A 24,935-nucleotide genomic window follows, 5' to 3' on the forward strand; every position below is an offset into this window, starting at 1 on the left:
ATTGTCTCAAAAAAAGTACGGGTGTTGCTAACGTTAGCAACACCCGTACTTTTTTTATTTTTAAATTTGGTTTATTTACCAGATCCTGATTTTAGCAAGTTTGCTTCATCAATGTATTTGTCAGCCTCCATAGCCAGAGGTGAGCCCATATATTGATTTTTTATAGTAGAGAAGACCTCTATTACTTTATCGTAATTAGCCTGGTCTCTGTAGATAAGACCTGCTTTCTTGTAGAAGATAGGACTTTGAACAGCATTGTCTACGCCTTTTGCTGCTTTTAGATAATACGAAAGAGCTTCTTCTGTTTTACCTGTGTTATCAAGGCAGTCGCCTATTGTTCCATTTACAGACTGAGCTATAATTTTATCTTTACCGCTGTAATCTTTCAGCATAGTAAGAGCCTGTTCATATTTGCCAAGGTTTGCATAAGACACCCCTGCGTAGAATTTTGCCAGATTCCCGGCACTTGTAGATCCGTATTCGCTAATAATGGTTTCAAATCCTACATAGCCTTTACCGTCTCCGTAAATAGCTAAAGAATCTTGTCCGGTTCGGAAATATTGCTCTCCTTTGAATATTGCAGCTTGTGCCTCTTCGTTTTTTGGAGTTAAATAGAAATGGTTGAATGCAAGATATCCGCATACGACTAAAACAACAACTCCGATGACAGCAAATATTTGCTTTTGATATTTTTCGATGAAATGCTCGGATTCATGTACTGCAGTATCAATCTTTTCCCAGTCTTTTTCTTCGTTCAATTCCGCTTGTTTCTTTTTAGAAGACATTGTTCTTATTTTATAATATTTTTATATTCAAAATTAGCAGCGACAAAAATAGGAGTTTTATCCTTATAAATAAAATCTTAGCTGTCTTTTTTTTTATTCGGTATAGAATTTTATCAGCTGTTCTATTGCTCTTTGGCATGCAGGACAGAAATCTTTGCATGTATTGGTTTTCATTCGGCAATCAACGGCAGGACGGTATATGCTCTTTGAGGAATATCCCGCACCTTCATATACTCCTGTTTTATATCTTGCAGAGTCGCCTGTATTAGTAGGTATAGGAGTTCCTTTCTGTAATAGATCTTTCCATTTTGAGTCGAAATTGACAAGGGTAGTTATGTTTGGCTCCCAAGGCTCTATATCGAAAGGATAGGTGTCACTGAATGTATCGTTTTCATAATAATACTCATCTGCTAAGCCGGCAAAGCTATGTCCGAACTCATGTACTACTACCGGCTTGAACGCCTCGTGTCCGGTAGTGGTGAGAGTGTACGAATTGAAAATTCCACCTCCTCCATACACATCGGTATTAGCTAATATTATAATGTGTGCATAAGGGATTCCTGCTATCGAGTTATGTATATCTTTTACATTTGTTGTGGTCAGATATCTATCCGAATAGAATGTGTCGAAATGAGATCCGAATGCAGTCTGCTTCCATATGTTTTCGCGTGGTACGCTTACTCCTGATGATAGAGATACTGTTTCTATTGCAAATAAATTTAATTTGTTTTTAAACTTTCCAAAAGGATTGTGAGCCAATATTTGTTGGCAGGCAGTAGCTGCATGTTCTCTAAATTTGCTCATCTCGCTAGTAGTATAACCTTCTGCTAAAATTGCGATATTTACGCATCTATCTATAGGTCCTCCTTGATGCAGGATAGTATATGAGGGAAGGTTGTTCAATCCTATTTTTTTTATCAATATGTCGTTTGGATCGATAGTATGTTTTATTGCACTTTTATAGTTTCCTGTAGCCTCTCGTAATAGAATTTCTACTTCTATCTCTTTTTTAGGATATGGAATTAAAAATGAATTTTCGAAGCTTTTGTTTACCCTTTCGGCTTCAGGAGTTGTTTGCCACTCTTGAAATAAAGAAGAGAAAGCTTCCATATATATGCAATTGCCATTGCTTTTATCTATAACCTTTATTTGTCCATTGCCCTTTCTCAAAAGCTGAGAAAGATTATGTCTGCGTCCTGCCCATTGAGGAAGTTGATTTAATTGGTCGAGCGAAACAGCCTGATTGCTTCTGTCTCCCGAAAAGATATAATCTATACGTAAAGTTTTATCTATGAAATACTCATCGAAGATTTGTGCTGTCGTATTCGCGGCAACTAGTAGAAAAAGAGATAATGATAGCAGAAAATTTTTCATGAAAAGCTTCGTTTATAATATGAAAATAAGGAAACAAGGCAAAGATATAAAATGAGAAAGAGAAAAGGAAGAAAAATCAATCTTAAAACAGTCTGTGTACAAAGAAGTAATATAGTTACGCTATGAAATTTTATACTTTTTTTGATTTTTCATATTATGCTTTCATGTTTAATTGATTAGCTTTGCATCCGAATACATAAGCATGAGATCTTACTGGATGAGAAAAGTTCGCATCTTAACATATATTTTTCTGTGTATATTGTTCTCTGTACCCTTTTGGGGTGCACAATATGCGCATATAGCATCTATAATGTATTCGCATCTGCAAGATACTTTGCCTCCGGCTAAGTCGGGAGGCGATTCTCTACTAGCTCCTTCGAGACCTTTACATGTGGTAACAGATTCCCTGCCATCCGATTCTGTAAAGAAAAAAGATATGCTGGATGCTATTGTCGACTATACGGCAAATGACTCTATTGTTCTCACTGCAGGTAACTGGGGTTTCTTATATGGATCGGCAGAGGTTACCTACACAAACATTAAGCTAAAAGGAGAACAAATTTCGGTAAACATGGACAGTAGCCTTGTTTTTGCAAAATTTGGACTTGATTCGGTTGGTAAAGAGTTTGGATATCCTGTGTTTTCTGATGGAGGTACAGACTACGAGTCGAAGACAATGAAGTATAATTTTAAGACAAGAAAGGGTTATAGTACAAATATTGTGACTACTCAGGGTGAAGGCTATGTAGTGGCAAATGATGCCAAGAAGAATCCTGACAATTCATTCTTTATGCTTGGCGGTAAATATACAACATGTGACGATCACGAGCATCCCCATTTTTATCTGGCGTTGACAAAAGCTAAAGTGAAACCGAAAAAAAATGTAGTGACAGGACCTGCTTATCTTGTAATAGAAGGGTTGCCGTTGCCAATTGGTTTGCCTTTTGCTTTTTTTCCGTTTTCAGATAAATATTCATCAGGAGTTATTATGCCATCGTATGGAGATGAACTTGAGAGAGGTTTCAACCTTAGAGATGGAGGATATTACTTTGCTATAAATGACAATATTGATTTAGCTGTAACAGGCGAAATATATACAAAAGGCTCGTGGGGGCTTAATGCCCGTTCTACATATCGTAAAAGATATAAGTACTCGGGGTCATTTGATGCCGGCTATCTGGTTACAAAAACCGGAGAAAAAGATATAGACTATTCTGTAGCTAAGGACATGCGTTTGAACTGGACCCACTCACAAGATCCTAAGGCAAACCAATTTCGGACATTGTCTGCCAGCGTTAACTTTTCGACAAGCTCTTATGATAGAAACGATTTGAACCTGCGTGGTACCCCTGCTGGTACTCAGAATACAAAAAGTTCCAGTGTAAATCTGACTCAGAAGATTCCAAATTCAGGATGGAGTTTGTCTGCGTCAATGAACGTTGCTCAACGTAGTCAGGATTCATCCATATCCCTTACTCTACCAAATCTAACGGTAACAATGACTCGTATAGCGCCTTTCAAGCGAAAAGAGGCTGCGGGAGCAGAGCGTTGGTATGAGAAAATTCAGATGAGTTATACCGGAGATTTCAGAAACAGTATTGATACAAAGGAAAACCTTCTCTTTAAATCGAATCTTCAAAAAGACTGGAAAAATGCAATGAAGCACTCTATTCCTGTTTCAGCGACTTTTAGTGCTTTTAATTATTTGAATATAACTCCTTCATTCAATTATACAGAACGTTGGTATACAAGTAGGGTAGAGAAAGCGTGGGATCCGTCACGGAATGCTCATGTGGTAACTGATACAACTTATTCATTTAGTCGTGTGTACGACTTTAATGCAGCATTAAGTTTTCAGACAAAATTATATGGATTTTTTAATCCACTATTTTCTAAGAGTACAACAATCCGACACGTATTCACCCCTAGTATAACTTTAAGTTATGCTCCTGATTTTAGTAGTCCACGATGGGGTTTTTATGAACGCTACAATTATCAGGATCAGAACGGAAGAGATATGGAATATGTATATTCTCCGTACGAACAAGGTATGTTTGGGCGTCCTTCCGAAGGTGCTCAGGGTATGGTCTCGTTCGATTTCGATAATAATCTGGAGATGAAAGTCCCTTCTGCAAAAGATTCCACAGGTTATAAAAAGATAAGCCTTATTGATAATCTAAGAGTTGGTTTTAGCCACAATATGATGGCAGACTCTTTGAAGTGGAGCGATATTAACGTGAGTATGCGTCTGAAGTTCAGTAAATCCTTTACAGTTAACGTAGGAGCCACCTTCGACCCTTATCTTTATGATGGAAGTGATGGAAGTGTCCGCAAAATAGATCAACTGCGAATTACGCACGGCAGAGGTTTTGGACGTCTGAAAAGTACAGGATATTCTATTTCACCCTCTTTAAATCAGGATACTTTTAAAAAGCTATTTGGGAGAGATAAGGATGAAGATAGTAAAAAGAAAGACGAAAAAGGAACCGATGGGGATGGCGAGCATCCGGCGGAAGGTTCCGGTGAAGGAGAAACCCGTCAAAGCATGTTTGATGGAAAGAAAGATGATAATCAGTACGATGAGGATGGTTATGTGAAAAATGAGATAAAATGGAATCTGGGATTAAACTTTTCTATGAATTATGGATACGGAGAGTTTGATTTTAAGAAAAATGAATATAAAGGTCGTCTGACTAAAACATTCGGCTTCAACGGTAGTATTCAACCTACTAAAAATTGGAATCTTAATTTTAATGCGACTTATGACTTTGACTATAAGAAAATAGCTTATATGAGTTGCAATATAACCCGTAATCTTCACTGTTGGTCTATATCGGCCAGTTTCAATCCTGTGGGACCTTATAAGTCATACTACGTCTCTTTGCGTGCTAGTTCTTCGTTGTTGCAGGATCTTAAATATGAGCAAAGAGGACGTTCTTCTTCTTACGATCCTCAATGGGATTAAATTAAAATATACTTAATACTCTGTGTTATAAATAAAACTTGTAACTTGCGTTTCATAACTTAAATTTATCTATAGTTATGAAAACACAGTATATTCTTCTCTCTCCTCTTTTGTTTGTCCTGTTTTTTCTCAGTGCCTGTGGGTTCTCTGATAACCATTTCTTAAAAGATCAGACATATAGAGACAAGGTGCATGCGCAATTCCTTAAGAGGAAAGAATTGGCTAAAGGGCGCAGTGAACAGTTGTTTTCTGTTTTTGAAAAAAAGGAGCTTACCTCAGAACAACGAGAGGCACTGGAGTTTTTTTATGCGTATATGCCTTTGTCCGATCTAGCCGATTATGATGGAGATTTCTTCTTGGGGCAGGTCGATGCTGCATTTAAAGCCCGAGACTATTTTGATTGGGGAAAGAAAATTCCTGATGATATATTTCGTCATTTCGTTCTTGTCTATAGAGTAAATAATGAAAACCTTGACACTGCCCGTCAAGTATTCTTTGACGAATTGAAAGAGCGGGTAAAAGGCCTCTCAATGCACGATGCTGTACTTGAAGTTAATCATTGGTGTCACGAGAAAGTTACTTATCGGGGTACAGACGGCAGAACATCCTCCCCATTGGCGCTTGCAAAGACTTCCTGGGGGCGTTGTGGAGAGGAATCTACTTTTACTACTACTGCTTTGCGGGCGGTAGGAATTCCGGCTCGTCAGTGCTATACTCCCCGTTGGGTACATACTGATGATAACCATGCATGGGTAGAAGTGTGGGTGGATGGTAAGTGGCATTATATTGGAGCTTGTGAACCTGAGGCAGAGTTAGATGTTGCTTGGTTCTCAGCACCTGTAAAAAGAGCGATGATGGTGCATACCAATGTTTTTGGTTTATATAACGGCTTGGAGCAAAAGAACGTGGAAACCGAGTTGTATTCTGTAATAAACCTATTGCCAAACTATACTGAAACACGAAATCTTAAAGTAAAGGTTGTTGATGACGCAGGAAAGTCAATAGAAGGCTCTTCTGTAAAATTCAATGTGTACAACTATGCTGAGTTTTATCCGATAGCCACCATGACTACAAATGAAGAAGGAGAGGCTTCTATTGTAACAGGTATAGGAGATGTCTTTGTATGGGCAAACAAAGATGATGAGTACGGATTTTCCAAGTCTTCGCCGGATGATGAGAATTTGATAATAACATTGAGTGATAAGCCATATGAGGAATTTGAAGAGAGTCTTGTTATGGCTGTTCCGATAGAGCAGCAAGTGCAAGAACTGTCTTCTGAGCTAATGTCTGAAAACGCAATACGCTTGCAATATGAAGATTCTATAAGGAACGCTTATATGAATACTTTCATAATGGAGGCCGATGCCCGAAAATTTGCGAAGGAGAATAAATTAGATGAGGATAAGACATGGGATGTTTTATTTAAGGCACAAGGGAACTGGGCTGAAATAAAATCTTTCGTACAGGAAAATAAGAATAATGCTTTTTTATTTCCCTTTCTTGAATCTCTTAAAGAGAAAGATTTGCGTGATACTCCTGCAATATATCTCACAGATCATCTTGGTGTTCCTGATTCTGTTTCAGGTAATCTTTCCGATTTTCATAAAAGGTATGCACAGTATATACTCTCTCCACGTATTGCATTAGAGCTTATTCGTCCATGGCGTAGCTTTTTTAAGAAAGAGATTTCATCTGAATTTGTGAATAAGTCTCGAGAGGATATACAATTTGTTGTCGATTATGTAAATGATAATATAAAGATTGATAATAATCAAAACTACTTTAAGTGTCCAATGTCTCCTCAGGGTGTGTATGAAATGAAGATAGCAGACGAACATTCCCGCGATATCTTTTTTATTGCTCTTTGTCGTTCAATGGATATACTAAGCCGTATCGATCCTGTTACCAGCCGTCCTCAATACCTGAAAGCTGAGACCGGATTATGGACTGATGTTTATTTTAACGGAAGACCTGAGGATAAGCCTAAAGCTCGGATAACGTTTGTGAATACAAATGGTAATATTGTAAAGCCGGGATATTATACCCATTTCACTATTGCCCGTTTCCAGAATGGTGCGTTTAAAACATTAGACTATGAGAATGAAATAAAAGCACTGCCTGCACAGGTGTCTGTCGAAGCCGGATATTACCGACTAATGATAGGTAGTAGGGCTAATAATGGTTCTGTGACTATAGATAATCGCTATTTTGCAATAAAAGAAAAAGAGAATAAAACGTTGGAGATAAAGTTGCCAAAAGTAGATCAAGGGATACAGGTACAGGGGATTGTAGATCCAAATACTATTGTCAACCTTCAGGGAGGAATGAAGAAAACGATAAAGGATCTGACTAATAAGAAAGGTTTGATCGTTTGCTTTTTAGATCCTGACAGAGAGCCGTCTAAACACGTTTTGCAAGATATACCGTTAGTGTCACAGGCATTGGATGAGTGGGGTGGAGGCGTTTTGTTCGTTATTCCTGACGATAAAGTTAGTAATGCTTTCAATCCTTCTTTGTTTAAAGGGTTGGCTAAGCAATCTTTGTGGATGACAGATGATAATAGAAAACTCCTTAATACAGTATCAGGATCACTTCAATTAGATTTTTTTAATAATTTTCCACTTATCATTTATCTTTCAACAAATGGTGGAATATTATATTCGTCGCAAGGCTATCGCATAGGAATAGGGGGCGACCTTGTTAAAACTATAGAGGTCGAAAAAAAATCGAAGTAGAAAAGATAGTGCTTTTTTGTAAAAATGTAAGCTGTGTTGTTTAAAGTTGATCTGCGATAATAGATAATTGAGCTATTTATCATATTTTTGTAGTTTAATTACATTTTAGTTATAAATCATCTATGAAAACGGTGAAAGTCAAGGATAAAGAATTTGAGCTATTTCTTACGCAAGAGGTAATCGAAAAAGCAATTGGTGACATTGCAGAGAAAATGAATAAGGATTTAGCAGAGAAAGACCCTCTGTTCATTTGTGTATTGAATGGATCTTTCATCTATGCCGCTGAGTTGATGAAGAGAGTATCAATTCCTTGTGAAGTCTCTTTTGTTAAAATGTCTTCTTATCAAGGAATTTCTTCGAGTGGAAAAATCAAAGAAATATATGGTCTTGAAGAAGATATAAAAGGAAGAACTGTAGTTGTAGTTGAGGATATTGTAGATACCGGCTACACTATGTCTTTGATGCTTGAACAGCTAGTGTGTGACGAACCAAAAGAGATACTTGTTTCTACCATGCTGTTGAAACCGGAAGCCTTGAAAGTAGATGTGAAATTAGACTATGTGGCTATGGAAATACCTAGCGACTTTATAGTAGGGTATGGATTAGATTATGACGGCTATGGACGCAATCTGCCCGATATTTATAAGATAAAGAACTCTTAAATATATTAAAACGCTATAAACTGTAATAACTTACGGTTTATATCTTGTAATTTTATTAACATGTTAAATATTATCATTTTTGGAGCTCCGGGCTCAGGCAAGGGAACTCAGAGCGAAAACCTTATTAAGAAATACAATCTGGCTCACATTTCGACTGGAGATGTACTTCGTGCTGAGATGAAAGCAGGAACCGAACTGGGTAAACTTGCAGAAGGATATATCTCGAAAGGACAACTTGTTCCCGATGACGTAGTTATAGGCATGCTGGCAAATGTATTAGACAGTAAAAAAGATGCAGCAGGCGTTATCTTCGATGGTTTTCCTCGTACTATAGCACAAGGCGAAGCTCTTGAAAGGATGCTGAAAGAAAGAGGTCAGGATGTGTCCATCGTAGTTAGTCTCGAAGTGGATGAGCCGGAGTTAATAGACCGCCTTATCAAACGAGGACAACAATCGGGACGTTCAGATGACAATCTGGAAACAATAAAGTCTCGCCTTGATGTATATAAGAACCAGACATCACCTCTTAAAGAACATTATAAAACGACAGGAAAACTTGCTCCTATTTACGGAATGGGTACAGTGGACGAAATATTTGCTCTTATAGCGGAAGCTGTAGATAAAGTAAAATAACAGACGGATTAAACAGAAGGAGGTTATAAGAACGTCTTATAACTTCCTTTGTTATCTAAATAGTAATATAATAACCGCAAAAGGATTTTAACGCAGAGATTTGCGCACCTTGCATTAAATTCGTTATCCAAAACAGACAGATATGGCAGATTCAAATTTTATAGATTACGTCAAAATATATTGCCGCTCGGGAAAAGGCGGACGAGGCTCCACACACTTTCGTCGCGAAAAGTATATACCTAAGGGAGGACCTGACGGTGGAGACGGAGGTAATGGAGGAGATGTTATATTGCGTGGTAATCGCAATATGTGGACATTACTTCATCTTAAATTTCAACGCCATATACTAGCCGATCATGGAGAAGGCGGTACAGGTAGATTAAGCACAGGAAGAAGTGGTGAGTCTAAAATTATAGATGTTCCTTGTGGAACTGTAGCATACGATGCTGAGACGGGAGAATACCTCTGTGATGTAACAGAAGACGGGCAGGAGGTTATACTTCTCAAAGGCGGAAGAGGTGGAAAAGGTAATAATTACTTCAAGACACCGACCAATCAGGCACCTCGTTATGCTCAACCGGGAGAACCTTATGAGGAACGTAGAGTAATATTGGAATTGAAAGTTTTGGCTGATGTTGGACTTGTTGGTTTTCCTAATGCAGGTAAGTCTACATTGTTATCTGTAATGTCGGCAGCTAAACCCAAAATAGCAAATTATCCATTTACTACTCTTGAGCCTAAAATTGGAATTGTCAGCTATCGCGACTATAAGTCGTTCGTAATGGCTGATATTCCCGGTATTATAGAAGGGGCAAGTGAAGGTAAAGGTTTAGGAATAAGATTCCTTCGGCATATAGAGCGCAATTCTCTCCTATTGTTTATGGTTCCGGCCGATGCTGACGACATACATAAGGAATATCGGATATTGCTCAATGAATTGGCTCAGTTCAATCCCGAATTACTAGACAAGCGGCGTATATTAGCTATCTCTAAGGCTGATATGTTGGATGATGAACTAATGGAGGCTTTAGAGGCTGATTTACCTGAAATACCTCATATATTTATATCTTCTATAACAGGGTATAATATTACGACATTGAAAGATCTTTTGTGGAGAGAATTAAACGCAGATGGAGAATATAAGAAGTCTTTCAATATTTCTCATCGCAATCTTGATATAAAAACTGTAGAGTTTGAAGGAGAAGATGAAGATATTCCTGAGGATAACTATGAAGAAGAGGAGTGGGAAGAGGAGGATGAGGAATTTGATCCTGATTTCTACTACCAAGAAGGAGAGGAGTTCGAAAACGACGATAAAGAATAAAAAATAAAAGGCATGCAAATTTGCATGCCTTTTATTTTTTTAAGAGTTTGTATTCAGTTTTAAAACTGATTTTTAGCTGCTTTTTTCTGAGCTTTCAATCGTTCTTTTTCTGCTTTGTACGCATTTTTTAATGCTTTTTCTTTGGCTTTCCTTTCTTCTTTACTTAGGCTTGGATTATCTTCGATGGCATCTTTGTCCGCATCATATTTGCGTTCCAAAGCATCTAGTCTAGCTTCATAGTCATCAGATATTGTATCTTTCATGCTGTAATCAGGCGAAAATTTACCATATCTGTTTTCCCATGCAGTTCTTTGGCCTTCCGATAATATAGCATGCATTTCTTCCCTATATTTTAGAGCTAATTCTCTTTTTCTTCTTCCCTTTTCGTAGCCTGATAATGATCTATCTCTACCAATAGCTGCAAAACGAGGACCTTTCTCTCTCTTTAATTTTTGAATTTTAGCAATTTGTTCGGAAGTAAGGTGCAAATCATTGTAAGATTCTATTCCTTTGTAATAAGTTTCAACATCGTAAGATTGAGAATAACCAGATAAGGCAAACGAAAAAAGGCCAATAAATAGTAGTAGTAAAGTTTTTTTCATAATGAATATTTAATTAAACATAGTTATCCGTTAGACAACAAGTCTTATAGAGGGTTTAATATATTAACGTTTTATAACAATTTGAAGGGATGAGAGTAATTCAACAAGATGATATCAATATATTAAAATTCAGCAACTTGTCAATAAAAGGTCTTGACCACTTCTCCACGACAATTTTAGGGGGAGCAAGTTCAGATACTTACTGCTCGCTTAATTTGGGACAATATTGTGGAGATAATAGCGAACATGTTGCTGAAAACAGAGCTTTATTGGCTATAGCTTTAAATATTAAACCTGAAAATATTTATGTCCCCTATCAGACACATGAGGATGGTGTATGCGTCATAGATCAGGACTTTGTTAATCTTTCCATAGAGGAAAAGGAAAGCCGCTTAAATGGTATAGACGCAATAATCACTAATGTTAAGAATATTTGTATAGGTATTGCTACAGCAGATTGTGTTCCTATTATAATCTATGATCCTCGAAAAGAAGTTCTGGCGGCAGTTCATTCAGGATGGAAAGGTACAGTTGTTAGAATAGTACAAAAGACTATCAGTGAAATGACTGTAAGATTTGGAAGTTTCCCAACAGATTTGCTGGTAGGGATAGCTCCATGTATATCTCAGAAATATTTTGAGGTAGGAGATGAGGTTGTGGAGTCATTCAAGAAAGCAGGATTCTGTATAGATACAATAGGCGTACGCAACTCTGTAAGTAATAAGATGCATCTTGATCTTACTCAAGCCAATAAAGAGCTCCTTCTCGAATGCGGAATATTTGCACATAATATAGAGGCATCGGGATTGTGTACATATGCCGATTCGGATCAGTTTTTTTCGGCTCGTCGTCAAACAATACGCTCGGGACGTATGCTAACAGGTGGAATTTTAAGATAAATATTTGTATTTTTGTACAATTATAGAATCGATGTAATTATGAATAATAATATATTTTTCCCGGCCGAATGGTATCAGCAAAGCGCTGTGCAACTCACATGGCCACATTTGAATACCGATTGGGGTTATATGATAGAAGATGTCACTGCTTGCTATGTGAATATTGCTGTAGAGATTCTCAAACGACAGAAGCTGATTATCGTTTGTCATAGTGCTAGTCTTGTAAAATATCAGTTGGAAGGTTATAAAGATCTTCTTGGCAACCTTACGTTAGTAGAGCTGCCGACTAACGATACGTGGGCACGGGATCATAGTGGAATATCAGTGTTCAATAGAGGGGAAAAGCAAGTGTATGATTTCACTTTTAATGGGTGGGGGCTGAAATTTGCTGCAAACTATGATAATCAGATCACGAGAGGTTTGTTTGCCAAACAAACTTTTTATAGTGATGTAGAACTGCATAATAAAAAGAATTTTGCTTTAGAAGGCGGAGCTTTAGAATCTGACGGAAAAGGAACATTGTTGACTACATCCGAATGCCTCTTGTCTCCAAATAGAAATTCATTTCTCAGCAAGGAAGAAATTGAAGATTATCTGAAAGAAATATTCGGGTTGGACAGAATTCTTTGGTTAGATCATGGCTATATGGTCGGAGACGATACAGACAGCCATATTGATACTTTAGCCAGATTTTGTGACGAGCAGACAATTGCTTATGTACAATGCACCGATAGAAACGATGAGCATTATGAAGCTCTTGCTAAAATGGAAGAGCAGCTAAAAACATTTGTAGATTATACCGGGAAGCCATACAAACTTATTACTCTGCCAATGGCAAAGGCTGTATATGATGAGGATAATAGCCGATTACCTGCTACGTATGCAAATTTTCTGATAATAAACGGATGTGTATTATTGCCATTCTACAATGATGAAGAAACCGATGAGCTGGCAAAGAAACAGTTACAAAAAGCCTTCCCTACGCGAGAAATTGTCGGTATAGATTGTTCTTCCCTAATACGCCAACATGGGTCTCTACATTGTGTGACAATGCAATATCCTGAAAACTTTGTTTGAAAATTTATGAAAGATCAAAAAGCATTATTATCCAGATGTCTGAAAAATGATATTCCCGCAATGGTATTCTCTGGCAACGATGTATTGTTTTTACCTTTGTTAAAGCAATATTATATTGCCGCCACCGAAGCAGGATGTACACGAGAGTTTCTGGCCGATATTCTGTTGAGGATAGAGGAATTTGAGAAGCATATAGCAATGTCTCCGGATACAATCAAGTTACCGGATTGATTTTTTATTAAAAATTACTACTGATATGAAAATAGGATTGATACAACAGACAAATTCTCCCGATATACAAAAAAATATAGAAGGGCTTAAAGAGAAAATAAGACATGCAGCAGACCAAGGAGCAGAGCTTGTTGTATTACAAGAATTGCACAACTCTTTATACTTTTGTCAGATAGAGGACACTTCTGTATTCGATCTGGCAGAAACTATTCCGGGGCCGTCTACTGACCAATTTGGAACTTTGGCCAAAGAGCTCGGTGTTGTTATCGTTCTTTCGCTTTTCGAGCGCCGTGCTCCCGGTTTATATCACAATACAGCAGTAGTTGTAGAAAAAGATGGCTCTATTGCCGGAAAATATAGGAAAATGCATATTCCTGACGATCCTGCCTATTACGAAAAATTCTATTTTACTCCCGGCGATTTGGGTTTTCGTCCTATCGAGACGTCCTTAGGTAAGCTCGGAGTCTTGGTATGCTGGGATCAGTGGTATCCAGAGGCAGCCCGATTGATGGCTATGGCAGGAGCAGACCTTCTTATCTATCCTACAGCTATAGGTTGGGAATCGACAGATTCTCAAGAAGAAAAAAACCGACAGTTAGGAGCATGGACTATTTCGCAACGGGGACATGCTGTGGCAAACGGATTGCATGTGATTTCCGTAAACCGTACCGGGTATGAGCCTGATCCATCAGAGCAAACGAATGGTATTACTTTTTGGGGAAACAGTTTTGTTGCAGGCCCTCAAGGTGAAATTCTATGGCAGGCTTCGAATGACAGCGAAGAAGTAAAGGTCGTGGAAATAGACATGAAACGTTCGGAACAAGTTCGCCGCTGGTGGCCGTTTTTCCGTGACAGACGTATAGATGCCTTCGAAGATCTAACAAAACGCTTTATCGACTAATGGAAATCACTCCAGAGATCTTAAATAGAAAAGGAGTAACCAAACTAAGTTTAGTAAGCGATGAAGTGAAAAGCTTATTAGACAAAGGTCTGATTGCATCTGTAAATCTTACAGAATGGTTAGCTACAGATCATAAGGCTCTTATAAGGAATGTCCTTCCACAGGAATATCAAAAAGCTTGTCTTGATGATATAAACGAATTGAAACAATCGACAGCAATGAAGAATATTCCTGCTGTAGCAGAAGCGCTATTCCGATTAGGAGTTCACTCTAAGTCCGATTTGTTTGATCGGTTAAGTAAGCATACATCTGATAGTGTACGGTGTTGGGCTTCCTATGTTGTAGGAATAGAAAATATGGCTATTCCTGATAGGCTAAAAGCAATAAAACCTTTTGCTGCTGATGATAATTTTGGTGTTAGAGAAATAGCTTGGATGGCTGTCAGAGCAGATATTACAACAAATCTGGACGAATCAATTTCTATCTTGTCTACATGGACAAGCGATGCAGATACCAATGTCAGGCGTTTTGCAAGTGAAGCTACACGTCCGAGAGGAGTGTGGTGTAAACATATTGATGAGCTAAAAAACAATCCGGCAAAAGGTCTCACTATTTTAGAACCACTAAAGTCGGATAAGGAGAAATATGTGCGGGATAGTGTCGCAAACTGGTTGAACGATGCGAGTAAAACCCAACCTGTTTTTGTAAAAGATCTGTGTGACAAATGGAGTAAAGAAAGTGAAACAAAAGAGACAGCCTACATCGTAAAAAAGGCATTAAGGAGTTTATAAGTGTTTTTTTCTCTCCTCCTGAAATTAGTTTTCTAAACAAGGTTTCCTTGTTAATAGAGTTCAAAAACTTTATCAATGTAAGAAGCCCCTTCAACCTCTCCGAAAGAGAGGCCTAGGCAAAGCCAAGAGAGTTAAACAACAACAATTACAAAAAACAGAGAAGAATATATACAAGTTTGTCAGGTTTTAGTTAAAATTTCATTTTAAATAGAAAACTAAAAGGAGGTAATTCCCTATTATATTATAATTAGATGCAACTAAAAGAAGAATCAAATACACAATATTTAACCAAGACTACTCTTTGGTTGATGGCTATAGGTGCCGGACTTGTAGTTGCCAATAACTACTACAATCAACCTTTACTGGGTATGATAGCTAAGGAGTTTGGAGAGTCGGAGGCTGCTACCAGCAAAGTAGCCATGTTTACACAGATAGGATATGCAGCAGGGCTTCTGTTGATTATTCCCTTAGGTGACATGTTTAAGCGGAAAAAGATAATTCTCATCGACTTTGTTTTTATTATAGTTTCTTTATTGGTGTCGGCAATGAGCCAATCTCTTACTGTCATGATAGTTGCTAGTTTTTTTATAGGACTAACCTCAGTTGTTCCTCAGATATTTGTACCTATAGCAGCACAGTTATCTGCCCCGGAAGAAAAAGGAAAGAATGTCGGCATAGTTATGAGTGGTTTGTTGGTCGGAATACTTGCTTCCCGTGTTTTTAGCGGGCTTCTGGGAGAGTATTTGGGTTGGCGTGAAGTTTTTTATATAGCCGCAGCTATGATGGTTGTACTTGGCGTTTTAATAGCTTGGCTATTACCTAATATGCAGCCAACATTTAAAGGGACATATGGGCAGCTTATGAGTTCTATTCTCAAATATACAAAAGAGTTGCCTAGCCTGAGGTTAGCTTCGTTACGTGGTGCATTAGGATTTGGATCATTCTCTATTTTTTGGACTACATTAACTTTCCGGTTAGAACAAGCCCCTTATTTTCAGGGAAGCGATGTGGCTGGATTATTGGGTATTGTGGGTATTGTCGGTGCTCTTGCTGCATCTTTGGCTGGGTATGTGTCCGGTAAAATAGATAGAAATAAAATAATAGCTATAGCGTGTCTGCTTCTTATAGCTGCTTGGCCTTTCTTTGGTATATGGGGTAGCAGCTATATCGGATTAATTATTGGGATAATATTCCTTGATATGGGGCTACAAGGGATGCATGTCACGAATCAGACTATTGTCTTTTCATCTCATCCCGAAGCTTCGAATAGGTTGAATACTGTTTATATGGTATCTTATTTTGTTGGAGGATCTCTTGGAACTTTTATTGCAGGGCAGGCTTGGGGCAAGTTTGGCTGGGATGGTGTAGTCGTTGCAGGTGGTACTCTGGCTATGCTGTGTTTGATTGTTCACCTATTGTTATGTAATAGAGGTAAATATAGAATCTCGAATTAATAAATATAACATATTATTATATCAGATCTTTGAACCAGTATTTGACAGCCCAAATCTTTTTATATAGTTTTCTTAAACGAAAACGGTGCTTATAATGGAGATTGCTTGGATAGAACTTGTCTCTGCGTGCCTGAATCGGGTATTTATCTAACAGTGACCAATCACGCTGAAATATCTCGTTTGTCGATATCTCCGCTATTCCGTATTTTTTGCCCAATATAGAGTAGATACTTTGGTCATGTCTGTTTTCTACAAAGCCGGGAAGATTAGCGATGCGTGAGGGGGAGTCGGTTGCCAGACTATAATCGTCCAAATATGCCTGATACCAATCTTTGACAAATTGCATCACAAGCGGACTCTTCTTAAAGAAGATAATTGTAGACTCGAACTGAGGGGTATGTGTATAATCTTTATTGTCATAAACACCGTAGTAGTCAAACACGTCTCCTTTAGTCCACTCATACTCGTAATAGAGTGTTTCTGGCATGCCATTGTATGATTCTGTCTGGCTTTTTACACCTAGAATATCGGTTGGCGTATTCTCCACCATTTCGTAGTATTCAAGAAGGCGTTCTCTACCTTGCGGATTGAAATAGCAACCTATGTCTGAGTAGAGTAAAACATCGCCTTCATTCATCTTCTCTAATAACTTCAGGATGAAATAAGGTTTCCAGCACCAATATCCAAAGCCTCGGGAGTATGGGATCAAATAGCGTCCCCAGCGCTTGTAGAAATCTTTATCCAGATCTTTTTCGCAGACGGTATGTATTTCATCGAATATATTCATCCCTTCTGCCATCGCCTTAAAACGAGGAAAGCCTTCTGTAAGGTAGTAACTGCCAAATGTGCAAACTTCTCTTTTCATATATGATAGGTGCGTGGGTGTAAGATCCTCTTGAAGGAGTACTTGATTCCCCATAGTATGTTATAGTATTTCCTTAGACTGAACCGATGCTGATAGTGCCACATGCTCTTGTAATAGACTTCTCTCTTAGCCCAGATAGGATATTCTTTCATAATACCCCAGTCGAGATTGTCAAATTCGTTGGGACATAGTTCATTACGAGAAAATTCTGCTATTCTGTACTTCTTGGCTAAGATAGAGAATACGCTTTGATCGTGACGGTTATCTATAAAGCCTGGTATATTGGCTGATCTGGAAGGTTTGTCTGTTATAAAGTCGAAATGGTTATATACTGCCTCAATCCACTCTTTGAGAAATGCTTCTACTTTGGGACCTTTGCGGTAGAAGACGATCCCTGCTTCAAACTGTCTGGTTTGGGTAAAATCGATGTTATCTCTTACCGAGAAATAATCGAGAATATCCCCTTTAGTATATTGATATTCAAAGAAGGCTAGTTCTTTTCTTACCGCATGCTCTTCATCTTGTGTTCTGGCACATAGTATCCCTGATTCGGACTGGTTTACTATATTGAAGTATTCGATGAGTCTCTTTTTCCCTTCCTGATTGAATGTACACCCAAGGTCTGTATACAAGAGAATATCTCCTTCTTCCATCTTATCTAAAGTCTGCTTTATGATAAATGGTTTCCACCCCCAGTAGCCATAGCCTCGTGAGTATGGATAGAGAAAGCGCCCGAATTTTGTTCTGAACCTCTTGTCTAACATGTTTTCATCATACATATAAATGTCATCGAACACATTAAACGCTTCGGCTTCTTTTCTGTAGCGCTCAAATCCTTTAGATAGTGGATAGTTGGCGAATGTACACAGTATCTTTCTCATATAGTAGAATAACCTAATGCAAAAATAGGGTATTTATTTGGAAAATACCCTATTCTATTTCTTATTGGTCTATGATTTACTCCTTCCTTATTGTCGTACTTCTACCCAATGGCCTTGTGTACGACTATGTTCTTCGGGATTGTACATAGCTTCACACAGAATGGCAGGAAGATAGAACCGACCGCAATATGCTGCCTGCAATCTTACCTTGAATGACATGGAATATCCCGATCCGATGTTGAAATAGGTATATACTCTATCATCTCTTATATCCTGATAATTATAAGAACTACCCGAGGATGATGCCGATTCATTAAACAGACGATTGTTGAATATTTCCCAACCAGAAGCGAATATTTGATTAAGGTTCATATCGGTGAGATATTGCCCAGATATATTCTGTACAATCACACTTGCATAAAATTCTGTACCTTGCTTCAACGAGGTCACATCTATTTCTTTACCACTATCATCCACGTATTTTACATAGAGGTTGACTCCGCTATTTTTAGCAGGAGTGTTGTCTACTAATGGCTGAGTATGTCCTATCAGACGAACAAATAATTGTCCTTGTCCTTTATTCTTAACAGAGATATTAATCTTTTCCTGCGGTTTTATTGCTATTTCCTGGAATACGTTTCCTGAGTTTCCTGCCGGCTGTTTTACCCCGTTTAGAGACCACTCATAAGATAGAATGCCTTTGCCCATTTTTTCGGCAAGTTTAGACATGGCTATCAGCCCATAAGCAGCCGTTTGTGTTGTAATATAGCTGCCACTGAGGGTCTCGGCTACTTTGTAAGAAAGGGTTAAAGCCTTCTCTGTTTTGCCTAACAACAGATATGTTTCCATAACCATCGCCATGTCGCGAGTAGAGCTACCGTAAGTATTATTATTGAATGAATATTTACTTACTTGGTCACTGATATTGCTTATCAATTGATTTGCTGCATCTTTCTTTCCTGCCAGTACGTAAGCCGCTGCCAGTCTCCAACGAGCCTGTACGGATAGTCCTGCCATTTCTTTTAAGCGGTTCATAGCACCTAATTCCGGCTCGCCAGCCAAGGCTAACGTATATAGTCGGTAGGCTTGTTGAAGGTCACTCATTGAGTAGCTGTAGTAAGTATTATAGATGTCTCGCTTATCCCATGTCTGAGCAGCTTTCTTCTGGAACTGCTTCCATTTATTTATTACGGATGAAGGAACATCTCTTCCAGAACGTTGTGCCTCTACAAGGAAATGTCCTGCATAACTGCTTACCCATTCGTTCGGATAACGATCTCCCGGCCAATAAATGATCCCTCCATCGCCCAACTGACGTGATGAGATAATGTTTATAGCTTCTTTTATATTACGATCCAGAATCTCTTTTTCAGCATTTGTATATGCTCTGAATGCCTGTACATACAATAACGGGAACGCTTTGGATGTAACCTGCTCAGAACATCCGTGTGGGTAATCGCGCAGATATGACAAGTTTTTACTTAAGTCTATTCCCGGCATACGAGATATTTCCAGTTTTGCCCAATCTCCATCTTTTGCTGCTTCGAAAGCTAGAGCAAGGTTGGCTGTGTCGTTTGCTGCAACAAGTGACTGAGAAGTCATCAGTATAGGTGTGTTTGGATTACGAACCTCTATATTGATTGTTTCTGTGGCTGTTTCTCCACCTCCTGTTGCTTTTATTACTACTTTTTCGAAACCTGTTTTCTTCGCTACTTTTACCTTAAAATATAGCATCTTATCTCCCGTTTCGGTAAATGAGACAGACTTAGATGTTCCGTCTGTAAATTGGAAAAGAGATCCGGACTGAACATTTACTGTCACATTCTTCACCTTTTTGTCCATAGCAAAGATATTTACAGGAAGAAGGATCTCTTCGTCCGGTCCTGCTACTCGAGGCAGAGTAGACAATACCATCAAAGGATTGCGTACAGGGACAGTTTTTTCGGTACTACCATAAGCTCCTTTAGTATTTCCTGCTACAACCATTACTCTGACCGATCCAAAATAAGAAGGAAGGGTTATCTTGTGTGTATCGGTTTTTCCTCCGCCAAGTGTGTATGGACCATAATATTTCACTACAGGCTTAAACCTGCTCATTGTATTATTTCCAGGTTTCAAAGCTTCGTCTCCCCCTATACTTAACAGAGGTCCGAGTTTTCCGGTCTGTGTGCCTACTACCATATCGAACATATCCCAAGTACGTACTCCTAGAGCTTGACGAGAGTAAAAATCAGACCATGCGTTTGGTGTTTTGAATGATGTGAGGTCAAGTAATCCTTCATCTACAATAGCCAGTGTATAGGTCATATCTTTCTTATTCTTTTCCGAAACGAAAACGGAGAACTCTTTCTCGGGGCGCAGCTCATCCGGCATGGAAACAACAGGGGTGAGCAGAGTCTCTTTGTTTTCTACGTTTATATTTAATACACCATACAAGCGGATAGGCAAATCGTTATCTGTCTGTGCATGCGGTTGGAGAAGATTGGCGAAGATATAGAAATTCGGAGCCATTTCTTCTGTTACGGTAAAGGTGTATTTTGTATCTTCTTTAGCACTTGTTTTCACCCACTCTTTCGATATGATTCTCGATCCGTCTTCTATACTGAGTAGTGCACGTCCTGCCGAACTTTTAGGGATAGTTACCGTTACTTTTTCTCCTACATTGTAAGACTGTTTGTCGGTAGTAAACGATAACATAGTCAATCCATTCGGGTCTTGTTTCTCAGATCTTCCCCGCCACGAAGGCCAATCTACATATAGCACTTTACCCGTAATATGTCCTCCCTGATTGTCTTCTATCATAACCAAATAGCGTCCCCACTCAGGATAATCGACACGGAATTTTACTTTACCTTTACCTCCGTTTGTCGTAGATATTGTTTCGTCAAGAATTACTTTAGTAGAGGTGTTGTTGACATAAGATGACAGGTTGTTATTTGAGTTCCACCACCAAGACCATTCTATTTTATAGATTTTTACATGTAGGTTGCTTCGGTTGATCGGTTGTCCCTTTTGATTAAGAGTCACTATATCGAGCATGTTGTCTTTGTCTGTTTCGAGCCAACCATAGTCACTCTCTGCTGGAGATTTTACTCCTACATATACTGAAAATGGAGAGTAAATTGCAGTTTGGGAGTAGATACTTGCGTCACCTCCCGTCTCGAATACACGTGAAACGAAATTAGCTTTTAACATTCCTGGAGCACTTGCCGCCTGCGGAAGGTTAGTTCTTACTTGAGCATTTCCTGTTGCGTCGAGCTTACTATCGAAAACGGTATATGTATCGGAAGAGAAATTTGATGCCGGATTGTTGAATGAATATTTCTCATACCCTTTGAATGGAGTAGATGCTCTGTTTAATGTCATCTCCACTTTGGCTGCCAGATTAGCTGCCGGAGCGCCATGAAGCCATTGAGACGAGAGTGAGCCTGAGAAAACACCGGAGCTGGCATCGACCATATCTCCTACATCAAGTCTTATTTTTAATCTATTTGGTTTTACAGTCTCTATTTTCATTGTCTTATAGAAAGTCACGCCTCCTACTTTTACTCTTGCTTGCCAGTTTCCTGTAATGGCATTAGGATCGGTAGCCATGCGAAAAGCGTAAAAGCCATCTTTACCTGATGTGGATACATGGCGTTGTGCCATTTGTCCTCGTGGAGTGTACAATTCGAGAGAAACAGGATGGTCTTTAGGCAATGTTTTATTCTTGTCGTCGAGTATAAATGTTGCAAAGATAGAATCTCCCGGACGCCACACGCCACGCTCGCCGTATATATAACCTTTAAGTCCTTTTTGTATTTCTTTTCCGCTTACATCGAAGTTGCTTAATGATAACGAAAGATTAGAAGTTACTTTCAAATAACCTTTCTCTTTGTCTCGTGAAGCAATAACAACAAAAGGAACTCCTCCCTTGTACTCTATTTCTGCAAAACCATCTCCATCTGTGGTTCCGTTACCTATTCGTTGCATCTGGTAGTTATATACATCTACAGGTGCGCCGGATATAGGGTTAGTGGTTAATATGTCGGTCAGGGCAACTGTTATTTTCTTCTCGCTGCCTAGTTTTGTGGTCATTCCTATATTCGAAGCGAGTACAACACAAGAGGATGTTTTATTCATGTAGAATGTCGCATTGCAAGGGTTGTCTCGCTCGTCCCAATCATACTCGTCCCAATTGTATTCTTCGGAATAATAATAGCCGGGACTATCCCATTGTGCCTCTTCTTCTTCACTTATTTCATTGAATCTTTCAAGTTTAGATTCTTCCGGAATTTGAGGGATAATACCATCGCAAGGATAAAGAGAATATTCTTTTTTTATTGTAAACTGTATACGATATACTGCACCCGGATCTTGCTTTATCATTTTGGATAAGTCAAGAGAAAAATTGTTCCACTCATCCATTTTTAGGGTAGGATCAGTATCTAATCGAAGACGCTTTTTCAGGATCAGACGTCCGAAGCGTTTCAATTCGTTGTTTTCTCCAAAATCATTTGCCTGTAGATAACCTAGTATATTGTTCTCGAAAATCTTTATTACCTTAACATCCACAGCCCAGAGATTTACGGCCTGAAATGGTATGATAAGATTTTCAGAGTTCGGTAGTATATTTCCTGAATTTACAAGTTTTATTTCCGGATCAAATTTCTGAATACTGATAGCTGCCTCATAGTCTTCTGCTAAAGTTCGGTTTCCAGCACTTTTAAGTTCTTTAAATATCTTAAGGTTTATACTCGATCCCTTTGTTGTTTTATCTAAATATATCTTTAATACATTCTTTTGAATATCGAATGAGAAGTTTTCTATTTCTCCGGGACGAATAAGGCCTTGTACATTCTGATTGAGAGACAACGGATCACTGAAGGTTACTTTTATACACTCTTGGGGCGTATATTCTGCAGTAACATCTATAACAGAAAACTCTTGTATTTTGGGTATGTGGATTTTTATCTCTTCATCTTTTTTCGAACCTATTGGGGTGCCGTTTATCCGTAGTGTATATTCCAGATCAGATTGTTCACGATACAGACTGTCGATAAGTAAATTGAAACGCCCTTTAGCTTCGGTTGGTGTAACTTTTATCTTTGCCTCTTTGGCATGTCCGGGCCCTGACAATGTAAACATTTTCTTTACGTCGTCGATTGCAGCATCGTCTGCCAACAGAATTGTTCCTTGTACGGCATTCCACAACAAGTCATTATCCTTTATCGGCGAATAAGGCATCAAGTTGACACTGAAATTTTGATCGGGGACATGAAAGCTGAAGTTGAATTCTTTAAATTCGCTATCTACTTTCAGAACCTTATTGAGTTTGAAAACTGCTTCATATTCTTTTCCTCGTTTCAGTTCTCCGGGTTCAGGTACGAACTTTATGCTTCGCGAACTTGTCCAGTACGCTTTCCCCTTTATAGAAGGAGAAAACTTGAAAAGATCTTCTTCTACTTCTTTATTAAGCTCGACAGTTGGAATGTCTTGTGTCAATTCTATCTGAATTTCGGAGGAAGAGGTAATTTGTCCATAAGTAAATGCCGCTATATATTTGGCAAATTCAGGATTTATATCCCGTGATCCGGATCTCTTACACGAGTTGAGTATAAAGAGACACGAGAGGGTGAAAAAACTAAGGAAAAGGAGTGCTTTCTTCATATTTGTATATTTTGTGCCTATTATTTAATTTGTGTTTGTATAATAGTCACAAATATAAAAGTTTATTCCGTATAAATTAAGGTTATCTTAAGCAAATTACCGTGATATTTGCTTTTTGTACAATGGGGTCTTTATCCTTATTCTAAAAAGAGAAATTAAACAGAATATTTGTCTATACAAAGAGATATAGACTAAATGCCATGACTAGCATGCCGGCAACAAGTCCCATTATTGATAAGTGATGCTTCCCATATTTTTCGGCACTAGGCAGAAGTTCGTCTAAAGATATAAACACCATAATTCCGGAGACCGCAGCAAGGATAAGCCCATTCATAGCCGGAGTCCAGAATTGCATAAGAAACAGATAGGCTATAAGTGCTCCAAATGGTTCGGCCAACCCTGATGCAAACGATAGCCAAAAAGCTTTTTTTCTACTTCCTGTTGCATGATATATAGGCACTGCAACGGCTATGCCTTCCGGTATATTGTGAATAGCTATGGCAATTGTAATCGGAATGGCAACATCTAAAGATCCCAGAGCAGAGGTGAATGTGGCTATGCCCTCGGGGAAATTATGAATAGCTATAGAAAGAGCAACAACCAGACCAGTTCGTTTCAATGAACGTTTTTTGTCCATATCCTCTACCCCTTGTATCTCGTGCGGATTTAACGATTTAGGGATTGCGAAGTCAATAAGGTTTATAATTGCTATTCCTGCAAAAAAGGCTAGAATAAGATATAATGTTCCCAATTTGTCACCATATACCAGTATCAGCTCTTCTTTGCCTTGCGGCATCATCTCCATAAAAGAGACATATAACATAATACCGGCCGAGAATCCGAGAGATGCACATAAGAAGTTTGTATTTGTATGCTTGGCCAATAAGGCTATAAGGCTACCTATACCTGTCGACAACCCGGCAATAGCAGTCAGAATAAATGCAAATAGAATATTTTGTTCGGTCATAAATAGGCTTTATGTAGAAATGAGCAAGGACAAAGATACATTTTAGTATTGTGCTATTCCAAACTTTTTGAGAGAGAGTTGAAATTAAAATGGGCTTTAATACCTATGAGTTCAAACATTTTGTACTTTTAATGTTCAAA

General features: G+C 38.5%; 18 protein-coding genes. 11 read left to right on the top strand and 7 right to left on the bottom strand.

The genetic code is table 11. The features are described from left to right. Nucleotides 1-71: 71 nt before the first annotated feature. The gene (locus BGC7_RS15970) at nucleotides 72-785 is read right to left on the bottom strand and encodes a tetratricopeptide repeat protein (RefSeq protein WP_050702602.1); all 714 of its coding nucleotides are present in this window, start codon (nucleotides 783-785) and stop codon (nucleotides 72-74) included. Nucleotides 786-878: 93 nt separating this feature from the next. Continuing rightward, nucleotides 879-2,159 carry a M64 family metallopeptidase gene (locus BGC7_RS15975; protein ID WP_050702603.1) on the bottom strand — a complete coding sequence of 427 codons (1,281 nt, stop codon included), beginning with the start codon at nucleotides 2,157-2,159 and terminating at the stop codon, nucleotides 879-881. A 310-nt stretch (nucleotides 2,160-2,469) separates the two neighbouring features. Between BGC7_RS15975 and BGC7_RS15980 the strand changes: the two genes are divergently transcribed. The 5 genes from BGC7_RS15980 (at nucleotide 2,470) to obgE (ending at nucleotide 10,478) form a co-directional block, all read left to right on the top strand. After that, entirely contained in the window at nucleotides 2,470-5,124 is a 2,655-nt protein-coding gene (locus tag BGC7_RS15980; protein ID WP_369799104.1) for a putative LPS assembly protein LptD, read from the top strand. A 77-nt stretch (nucleotides 5,125-5,201) separates the two neighbouring features. Beyond that, on the top strand, nucleotides 5,202-7,859 hold the full coding sequence (locus tag BGC7_RS15985; protein ID WP_050702605.1) for a transglutaminase-like domain-containing protein: 2,658 nt from the start codon (nucleotides 5,202-5,204) through the stop codon (nucleotides 7,857-7,859). 122 nt (nucleotides 7,860-7,981) lie between these two features. Continuing rightward, the gene (hpt, locus tag BGC7_RS15990; protein WP_050702606.1) at nucleotides 7,982-8,521 is read left to right on the top strand and encodes a hypoxanthine phosphoribosyltransferase; all 540 of its coding nucleotides are present in this window, start codon (nucleotides 7,982-7,984) and stop codon (nucleotides 8,519-8,521) included. 60 nt (nucleotides 8,522-8,581) lie between these two features. Continuing rightward, nucleotides 8,582-9,154, top strand: coding sequence for an adenylate kinase (locus tag BGC7_RS15995; protein WP_050702607.1), 573 nt, complete (start codon nucleotides 8,582-8,584; stop codon nucleotides 9,152-9,154). A 142-nt stretch (nucleotides 9,155-9,296) separates the two neighbouring features. Further along, nucleotides 9,297-10,478, top strand: a complete 1,182-nt coding sequence (obgE, locus tag BGC7_RS16000) for a GTPase ObgE (RefSeq protein ID WP_050702608.1) — start codon at nucleotides 9,297-9,299, stop codon at nucleotides 10,476-10,478. A gap of 59 nt (nucleotides 10,479-10,537) precedes the next feature. Here the strand turns inward: obgE and BGC7_RS16005 are convergent, their stop codons facing one another. Further along, nucleotides 10,538-11,080: a hypothetical protein gene (locus tag BGC7_RS16005; protein ID WP_199318944.1), complete on the bottom strand. Its 543-nt coding sequence runs from the start codon at nucleotides 11,078-11,080 to the stop codon at nucleotides 10,538-10,540. Between the two features lie 89 nt (nucleotides 11,081-11,169). Between BGC7_RS16005 and pgeF the strand changes: the two genes are divergently transcribed. The 6 genes from pgeF to BGC7_RS16035 all read left to right on the top strand — a co-directional run bounded on the left by pgeF (nucleotide 11,170) and on the right by BGC7_RS16035 (nucleotide 16,433). Beyond that, nucleotides 11,170-11,979, top strand: coding sequence for a peptidoglycan editing factor PgeF (gene pgeF, locus BGC7_RS16010; protein WP_050702610.1), 810 nt, complete (start codon nucleotides 11,170-11,172; stop codon nucleotides 11,977-11,979). 39 nt (nucleotides 11,980-12,018) lie between these two features. Next, nucleotides 12,019-13,056, top strand: coding sequence for an agmatine deiminase family protein (locus BGC7_RS16015; protein WP_050702611.1), 1,038 nt, complete (start codon nucleotides 12,019-12,021; stop codon nucleotides 13,054-13,056). Between the two features lie 6 nt (nucleotides 13,057-13,062). Then, entirely contained in the window at nucleotides 13,063-13,287 is a 225-nt protein-coding gene (locus BGC7_RS16020) for a hypothetical protein (RefSeq protein WP_050702612.1), read from the top strand. Nucleotides 13,288-13,312: 25 nt separating this feature from the next. Beyond that, nucleotides 13,313-14,188: a carbon-nitrogen hydrolase gene (locus BGC7_RS16025; RefSeq protein ID WP_050702613.1), complete on the top strand. Its 876-nt coding sequence runs from the start codon at nucleotides 13,313-13,315 to the stop codon at nucleotides 14,186-14,188. After that, nucleotides 14,188-14,979 carry a DNA alkylation repair protein gene (locus tag BGC7_RS18220; protein ID WP_050702614.1) on the top strand — a complete coding sequence of 264 codons (792 nt, stop codon included), beginning with the start codon at nucleotides 14,188-14,190 and terminating at the stop codon, nucleotides 14,977-14,979. Before BGC7_RS16025 ends, BGC7_RS18220 begins: the two co-directional genes overlap by 1 nt. Nucleotides 14,980-15,230: 251 nt before the next feature. Next, complete coding sequence (locus BGC7_RS16035) at nucleotides 15,231-16,433, top strand: MFS transporter (protein ID WP_050702615.1); 1,203 nt, start codon at nucleotides 15,231-15,233, stop codon at nucleotides 16,431-16,433. Nucleotides 16,434-16,449: 16 nt separating this feature from the next. Here BGC7_RS16035 and BGC7_RS16040 read toward each other — a convergent pair whose 3' ends face one another. The 4 genes from BGC7_RS16040 to zupT all read right to left on the bottom strand — a co-directional run bounded on the left by BGC7_RS16040 (nucleotide 16,450) and on the right by zupT (nucleotide 24,795). Continuing rightward, on the bottom strand, nucleotides 16,450-17,298 hold the full coding sequence (locus BGC7_RS16040; RefSeq protein ID WP_050702616.1) for a hypothetical protein: 849 nt from the start codon (nucleotides 17,296-17,298) through the stop codon (nucleotides 16,450-16,452). Next, nucleotides 17,295-18,179 (bottom strand): hypothetical protein, encoded by an 885-nt coding sequence (locus BGC7_RS16045; RefSeq protein ID WP_050702617.1) that lies wholly within the window; start codon nucleotides 18,177-18,179, stop codon nucleotides 17,295-17,297. Before BGC7_RS16045 ends, BGC7_RS16040 begins: the two co-directional genes overlap by 4 nt. An 87-nt stretch (nucleotides 18,180-18,266) precedes the next feature. Continuing rightward, complete coding sequence (locus BGC7_RS16050) at nucleotides 18,267-23,828, bottom strand: alpha-2-macroglobulin family protein (RefSeq protein WP_050702618.1); 5,562 nt, start codon at nucleotides 23,826-23,828, stop codon at nucleotides 18,267-18,269. 172 nt (nucleotides 23,829-24,000) lie between these two features. After that, nucleotides 24,001-24,795, bottom strand: coding sequence for a zinc transporter ZupT (zupT, locus tag BGC7_RS16055; RefSeq protein WP_050702619.1), 795 nt, complete (start codon nucleotides 24,793-24,795; stop codon nucleotides 24,001-24,003). Between the last annotated feature and the right edge of the window lie 140 nt (nucleotides 24,796-24,935).

Source organism: Dysgonomonas sp. BGC7, from assembly GCF_001261735.1.
In the GTDB taxonomy this organism is placed as follows: domain Bacteria; phylum Bacteroidota; class Bacteroidia; order Bacteroidales; family Dysgonomonadaceae; genus Dysgonomonas.

Bases quoted from the DNA above. Each gene is read 5' to 3' on its own strand.
- BGC7_RS16040 (WP_050702616.1), bottom strand. From the start codon at position 17,298: ATGAAAAGAGAAGTTTGCACATTTGGCAGTTACTACCTTACAGAAGGC.
- BGC7_RS18220 (WP_050702614.1), top strand. From the start codon at position 14,188: ATGGAAATCACTCCAGAGATCTTAAATAGAAAAGGAGTAACCAAACTA.
- BGC7_RS16020 (WP_050702612.1), top strand. From the start codon at position 13,063: ATGAAAGATCAAAAAGCATTATTATCCAGATGTCTGAAAAATGATATT.
- BGC7_RS16015 (WP_050702611.1), top strand. From the start codon at position 12,019: ATGAATAATAATATATTTTTCCCGGCCGAATGGTATCAGCAAAGCGCT.
- zupT (WP_050702619.1), bottom strand. From the start codon at position 24,795: ATGACCGAACAAAATATTCTATTTGCATTTATTCTGACTGCTATTGCC.
- BGC7_RS15980 (WP_369799104.1), top strand. From the start codon at position 2,470: ATGTATTCGCATCTGCAAGATACTTTGCCTCCGGCTAAGTCGGGAGGC.
- BGC7_RS16045 (WP_050702617.1), bottom strand. From the start codon at position 18,179: ATGAGAAAGATACTGTGTACATTCGCCAACTATCCACTATCTAAAGGA.
- BGC7_RS16050 (WP_050702618.1), bottom strand. From the start codon at position 23,828: ATGAAGAAAGCACTCCTTTTCCTTAGTTTTTTCACCCTCTCGTGTCTC.
- BGC7_RS15995 (WP_050702607.1), top strand. From the start codon at position 8,582: ATGTTAAATATTATCATTTTTGGAGCTCCGGGCTCAGGCAAGGGAACT.
- BGC7_RS16035 (WP_050702615.1), top strand. From the start codon at position 15,231: ATGCAACTAAAAGAAGAATCAAATACACAATATTTAACCAAGACTACT.
- BGC7_RS15970 (WP_050702602.1), bottom strand. From the start codon at position 785: ATGTCTTCTAAAAAGAAACAAGCGGAATTGAACGAAGAAAAAGACTGG.
- hpt (WP_050702606.1), top strand. From the start codon at position 7,982: ATGAAAACGGTGAAAGTCAAGGATAAAGAATTTGAGCTATTTCTTACG.
- BGC7_RS15975 (WP_050702603.1), bottom strand. From the start codon at position 2,159: ATGAAAAATTTTCTGCTATCATTATCTCTTTTTCTACTAGTTGCCGCG.
- BGC7_RS15985 (WP_050702605.1), top strand. From the start codon at position 5,202: ATGAAAACACAGTATATTCTTCTCTCTCCTCTTTTGTTTGTCCTGTTT.
- BGC7_RS16025 (WP_050702613.1), top strand. From the start codon at position 13,313: ATGAAAATAGGATTGATACAACAGACAAATTCTCCCGATATACAAAAA.
- BGC7_RS16005 (WP_199318944.1), bottom strand. From the start codon at position 11,080: ATGAAAAAAACTTTACTACTACTATTTATTGGCCTTTTTTCGTTTGCC.
- obgE (WP_050702608.1), top strand. From the start codon at position 9,297: ATGGCAGATTCAAATTTTATAGATTACGTCAAAATATATTGCCGCTCG.
- pgeF (WP_050702610.1), top strand. From the start codon at position 11,170: ATGAGAGTAATTCAACAAGATGATATCAATATATTAAAATTCAGCAAC.